This window comes from Roseovarius sp. MMSF_3298, assembly GCF_030733705.1.
Taxonomy (GTDB): Bacteria; Pseudomonadota; Alphaproteobacteria; order Rhodobacterales; family Rhodobacteraceae; genus Roseovarius; species Roseovarius confluentis.
Map to the genome: position 1 here is coordinate 1 of NZ_JASHIN010000059.1, position 5,431 is coordinate 5,431.

Annotated in this window: 7 protein-coding genes; 6 read left to right on the forward strand and 1 reads right to left on the reverse strand. The window is 65.5% G+C overall.

From position 1 onward, the window contains the following. The first annotated feature begins 157 nt into the window (after positions 1–157). From RBB18_RS23040 to RBB18_RS23055, 4 genes are read left to right on the forward strand one after another with little or no spacing between them, the layout of a single operon-like run. Positions 158–619, forward strand: coding sequence for a RidA family protein (locus tag RBB18_RS23040; RefSeq protein WP_103763015.1), 462 nt, complete (start codon positions 158–160; stop codon positions 617–619). After that, on the forward strand, positions 616–1,383 hold the full coding sequence (locus RBB18_RS23045) for a glycerophosphodiester phosphodiesterase family protein (RefSeq protein WP_306110720.1): 768 nt from the start codon (positions 616–618) through the stop codon (positions 1,381–1,383). Before RBB18_RS23040 ends, RBB18_RS23045 begins: the two co-directional genes overlap by 4 nt. A gap of 59 nt (positions 1,384–1,442) precedes the next feature. Beyond that, complete coding sequence (locus RBB18_RS23050; RefSeq protein ID WP_306110719.1) at positions 1,443–2,630, forward strand: GNAT family N-acetyltransferase; 1,188 nt, start codon at positions 1,443–1,445, stop codon at positions 2,628–2,630. Next, on the forward strand, positions 2,627–2,926 hold the full coding sequence (locus RBB18_RS23055) for a 4a-hydroxytetrahydrobiopterin dehydratase (RefSeq protein WP_306110718.1): 300 nt from the start codon (positions 2,627–2,629) through the stop codon (positions 2,924–2,926). Before RBB18_RS23050 ends, RBB18_RS23055 begins: the two co-directional genes overlap by 4 nt. A 43-nt stretch (positions 2,927–2,969) precedes the next feature. On the opposite strand, the gene RBB18_RS23060 is transcribed toward RBB18_RS23055, so the two are convergent. Beyond that, positions 2,970–3,458, reverse strand: a complete 489-nt coding sequence (locus tag RBB18_RS23060; RefSeq protein ID WP_103762956.1) for a peroxiredoxin — start codon at positions 3,456–3,458, stop codon at positions 2,970–2,972. A gap of 90 nt (positions 3,459–3,548) precedes the next feature. On the opposite strand from RBB18_RS23060, the gene RBB18_RS23065 reads away from it, so the two are divergent. Next, positions 3,549–4,754: an NAD(P)/FAD-dependent oxidoreductase gene (locus RBB18_RS23065; protein ID WP_306110717.1), complete on the forward strand. Its 1,206-nt coding sequence runs from the start codon at positions 3,549–3,551 to the stop codon at positions 4,752–4,754. Further along, complete coding sequence (rsmD, locus tag RBB18_RS23070) at positions 4,751–5,305, forward strand: 16S rRNA (guanine(966)-N(2))-methyltransferase RsmD (RefSeq protein WP_306110716.1); 555 nt, start codon at positions 4,751–4,753, stop codon at positions 5,303–5,305. Before RBB18_RS23065 ends, rsmD begins: the two co-directional genes overlap by 4 nt. The last annotated feature ends 126 nt before the right edge of the window (positions 5,306–5,431 follow it).

Genomic DNA, 5,431 nt, shown 5'->3' on the forward strand with positions numbered 1-5,431 from the left:
CGTGGCGGGCGTGACGCGGATCCCGGGGGCGGGCCACGTGGCGGGCGACGGGGCCGTGAGTATTTTTTGCAAGAAAAAGCCCGCGCCGGTTTTTGCGGTTGCATCGGTGCGCCGAGCGTCTAGCGTTCGCGGCAACGCAACCGAGGAGGTCGAGATCATGGGAAAATTCGAGGACAAGCTGGCTGAGATGGGCGTGACCCTGCCCGAGGCGGCGGCACCGGCGGCGAATTACGTGCCGTACGTGCTGGTGGGCGACATGCTGTACGTTTCGGGGCAGCTGCCGAAGCTGGGCGACGAGATGATGATCGGCAAGCTGGGCGACGACATGGACGTGCCCGCAGGCGCGGAGGCGGCGAAGGCCTGTGCGATCAACCTTTTGGCGCAGGTCAAGGCGGCGTGCGGCGGCGACCTGGACCGCCTGAAGCGGGTGGTGAAGCTGGGCGGGTTCGTGAACTCGACGCCGGATTTCACGCAGCAACCGCAGGTGATCAACGGCGCATCGGATTTCATCGGCGAGGCGCTGGGCGAGGCGGGCAAGCACGCGCGGGCCGCGGTATCGTCGCCGGCCCTGCCCTTTGGCGTGGCGGTCGAGATCGAAGGCGTGTTCCAGGTCGGATGAGCCGGCTGGACCCGTCCTTTCTGCGCGCGCCGCTGGCGCATCGGGCGCTGCATGATGTCGCGGATGGCCGGCCGGAGAATTCGCGCGCGGCGATCGCCGCGGCGATACGTCATGGTTATGGCATCGAGATCGATCTGCAATTGAGCCGCGACGGTGCGGCCATGGTGTTTCACGACTATGACCTCAAGCGTCTAACCGGGCAGGCCGGGCCGGTGCAGCAGCGGGACGCGGCGGAACTGGGCCGAATCTCGCTGCTTGGCGGGGATGAGGAAATACCGGCGCTGCCGGAGGTGCTGGACCTGGTGGCGGGGCGCGTGCCGCTGCTGATCGAGTTGAAGGACCAGCAGGGGCAGATGGGCCAGACCGACGGGCGGCTGGAGGCCGCGACGGCAGTGGCGCTGCGAGGCTATGCCGGGCCGGTGGCGGTGATGTCGTTCAACCCCGAGATGATGGTGGCGATGCGCGACCTTGCGCCCGACGTGGTGCGCGGCATCGTGAGTTGCGATTATGCTGCCAAAGACTGGCCCCTGTTGCGTGCCGACGTGCGGGAACGGTTGCGCGATATCCCGGATCATGATCGCGCGGGAGCGTGTTTTGTCAGCCACCAGGCGCAGGACCTGGACCGTGCAAGGGTGGCCGAATTGCAGGGCGCGGGCGCGGATGTGCTGTGCTGGACGATCCGGTCGCCGGAAGAAGAGGCAGACGCACGGCGCGTGGCGCAGAACATCACCTTCGAGGGATATCTTCCGGCAATTCCCGCTTGAACCGGAGCGGGTCGGCCACAAATTGAAGGTATGATTTCCAAAAGCGATGAGCGGCCCTGATGGATGGCGGATCTGTCCTTGTGAGCGTCTATGAAAGCCTGGGCGACGTGGCGCCGGCGGAGTGGGATGCGTGCGCCTGCCCCGAGGCTGGGGACGGCGGCCGGGCGGAGGACCCGTTCACCACCTACCGGTTCCTGAAGGCACTTGAGGACAGCGGTTCGGTCGGGGCCGGCACTGGGTGGCAGCCGCATTACATGGTGGCGGAGATGGACGAACAGGTGATCGCCTGTGCGCCGCTTTACGTGAAAAACCACAGCCAGGGCGAGTATATCTTTGACCACAACTGGGGCCATGCCTATGAACGCGCGGGCGGGCGATATTACCCCAAGCTGCAGATGGCGGTGCCGTTCACGCCGGTGACGGGGCGGCGGATGCTGACCCGGCCGGGATACGGGCAGCCGGGGCGCGATGCGCTGATGCAGGCCGCGGTTAGCATCGGGGACCGCAACGAGCTGTCGTCGCTGCATGTCACCTTTTGCACCGAGTTCGAGCGGGAGGTGGGCACGCAGATGGGCCTGTTGCCGCGGATCACGCAGCAGTTTCACTGGCTGAACCGGGGCTACGAGAGCTTCGACGATTTCCTGGGCAGCCTGAGTTCGCGCAAGCGCAAGAACATCCGCAAGGAGCGGGCGCAGGCGCAGGGCTTTGGCGGCGAGATCGTGCAATTGACCGGCGACTCGATCAAGCCCGAGCACTGGGAGGCGTTCTGGGAGTTCTACCAGGATACCGGGGCGCGGAAGTGGGGAATGCCGTATCTGACGCGCAAGTTCTTTGACATCGCGCAGGAGCGGCTGAGGGACGATATCCTGCTGGTTTTGGCGCTGGAGGACGGCGTGCCCGTGGCTGGCGCGCTGAACATGATCGGGCGCGACGCGCTTTATGGCCGGTACTGGGGCTGTGCGGCGCATCAACCGGCGATGCATTTCGAGTTGTGTTACTATCAGGCGATTGATTATGCCATCGAACACGGGCTGTCCCGTGTCGAGGCCGGCGCGCAGGGCGAACACAAGCTGGCCCGCGGATACCTGCCGGTCGAGACCCATTCGCTGCACTGGTTTCGTGACCCGCCTTTTTCCGATGCCGTGGCGCGTTACCTAGAGGCCGAGCGGGAGGCCGTGGCGGATGACATCGAGATCCTGACGAGTTTCGGCCCGTTCAGGAAAGCAAATGTGGAGGAGCAGGAATGAGTGAGAAATTGAGTGACACCGCGCGGAAGACGACGCTGGAGCCCTTGTTCGAGAGCGGCTGGGCGATGGTCGAGGGGCGAGATGCGATCCACAAAACGTTTGAGTTTGCCAATTTCGTTGAGGCGTTCGGGTTCATGACCCGCTGCGCGATCTGGGCCGAGAAGTGGGATCACCATCCCGAGTGGTCGAACGTCTACAAGACGGTCGAGGTGACGCTGACCAGCCACGATGTCGATGGGCTGAGTTCGCGTGACACCAAGCTGGCCCGCAAGATGGACAAGCTGGCCGACGCCTGAGCCGGTCAGCGGCCGGGACGCGCGCGCGCCCCGGCCTGATTCTTCAGATCGCGTCGAGCAGCGATTCGCCGGCGGAGGTTTCGCAGGCGCCGGGGTTGTCCTCGACATGCAGGACCTTGACGGTCCCATCCTCGACCAGCATGGCATAGCGCTTGGACCGGGCGATGAGGCCAACGGGTGGCGCGGTGAAATCCATGCCGACGGCCTTGGTGAACTCCGATTGCGGGTCGCCCAGCATCGTGATGCCCGCATCAGTGGCGCCGGTGTCCTTGCCCCAGGCATCCATCACGAAGGCGTCGTTGACCGAGATGCAGATGATCTCGTCCACGCCCTTGGCGTCGAAATCGGCCTTGGTGCGGATGAAGCTGGGCACGTGGGCCGAGTGGCAGGTGGGGGTGAAGGCGCCGGGGACGGCGAAGATCGCCACCTTGCGGCCTTTGGTCTTGTCGGACAGCGCGACCTCTTCGGGGCCGTCGGCGCCCATCTTGAGCAGCGTGGCATCGGGGAGTTTGTCGCCGGTGGTGATCGTCATTGTCGCATCCTGTCTTTCGTTTGCGTTTCGATTGCCTGTAAGTATAGGCCCTGACGGCCCGAGGGCCATGTTGAATTTGCAGGAGGGGACATGTCGGGGATCGTTGTCGTGGGTGCCGGACAGGCGGGAAGTTCGCTGGTGGCGAAGCTGCGGACGCTTGGCTATGACGGCAAGGTGACGCTGATCGGCGAAGAACATGCACCGCCCTACCAGCGTCCGCCCTTGTCGAAGAAATACCTGTTGGGCGAAATGGAGTTAGAGCGGCTCTATCTGCGGCCCGAAAGCTTTTATTCCGAGAACATGATCGACTTGCGGCTTGATGCGGCGGTGACGGCGATCGACCGGACCGACAAGGTGGTCGTTGCCGGTGGGCAGGCTGTGTCCTACGAGCATTTGGTTCTGACCACGGGGTCGGTGCCGCGACGGTTGCCGCCGGCGATTGGCGGGGCGCTGGAGGGTGTCTATGTCGTGCGTGACCTGCGCGACGTGGACAGCATGGGGCCGGAGTTCCGCGAAGGCGCGAAGGTGCTGATCGTGGGGGGCGGCTATATCGGGCTGGAAGCGGCCGCTGTTGCCGCCTCGAAGGGGTTGCAGGTGACGCTGGTCGAGATGGCGGACCGGATCCTGCAGCGCGTGGCGGCGAAAGAAACGTCGGATTACTTCCGGGCGTTGCACCGCTCGCACGGTGTGGACATTCGCGAAGGCGTCGGGCTGGAGCGGTTGACTGGCGAGGGGCGGGTCAGCGGGGCTGTGCTGAACGACGGCACGGAACTGAAGGCAGACTTCGTGATCGTGGGTGTGGGGATCACCCCCGCCACGGCGCTGGCCGAGGCGGCCGGCGTCGAGGTCGAGAACGGGATCAAGGTGGATGCGCAGGGACGTACCAGCGATCCGTCGATCTGGGCTGCAGGCGATTGCGCGAGCTTTCCGTATCGGGGCGCGCGCCTGCGGCTGGAGAGCGTGCCCAATGCCATCGACATGGCCGAGTGCGTGGCCGAGAACATCATGGGGGCGGGCAAGACCTATGTGCCGCAACCGTGGTTCTGGTCGGACCAGTATGACGTCAAGTTGCAGATCGCGGGGCTGAACGTGGGGTATGACCGGGTGGTGACGCGCGACAGCGAGGGCGGTATTTCGTTCTGGTATTACGCGGGTGATACGCTGCTGGCGGTGGACGCGGCCAATGATGCGCGGGCCTACATGGTGGGCAAGCGGCTGATAGATAATGGGAAAACCGCTGATCCCGCGGTGGTGGCCGACCCCGGCGCGGACCTCAAGGCGCTGTTGAAGGCGTGAGGATCATCGGCGGCGACTTTCGCGGCCGGCGGCTGGCCTCGGTCGGCAAGGGGGACGAGGGCGCGCGGCTTCGCCCCACCTCGGACCGGGTGCGTGAGAGCCTGTTCAACGTGTTGATGGCGCGGTTCGGGGACCGAGTGCAGGGGGTCGCGGTGCTGGACCTCTTTGCCGGGACCGGGGCGCTGGGGCTGGAGGCGCTGTCGCGCGGGGCGGCCCGTGCGGTGTTCGTGGAAAGCGGGCGCGTGGGGCAACGGCTGATCCGGGAGAATATCGGGATTTGCGGTGTTGCGGACAGGGTGACGCTGGTTGGCCGGGATGCGCGCAAGCTTGGCGCGGTGACGGAGGCTTGCGGGCTGGTGTTCCTCGATCCGCCTTATGGCAAGGGGTTGGGCGAGGTGGCTTTGGGCGCAGCAATGGCCGGGGGGTGGATCGCGCCGGGCGCTTTGATCGTGTGGGAGGAAGGTGGCGCGGTCGCGGTGCCGGAGGAGTGGAGCCTGCTTGATGAGCGCGCGTACGGGGATACGGTGATACGGGTTCTGGAGGCGGGGTAGGGGGCGCGTGGGTTTTCACCCACCCTACGCGAGGAGGTCTCCCCGGGTCAGGCTCGGGGCAGGCAGGATCAGGTCCGGGACGGTTGGTTTTTACCTTCGCGCGGATTCAAGGCCGTAGGCCGCCGC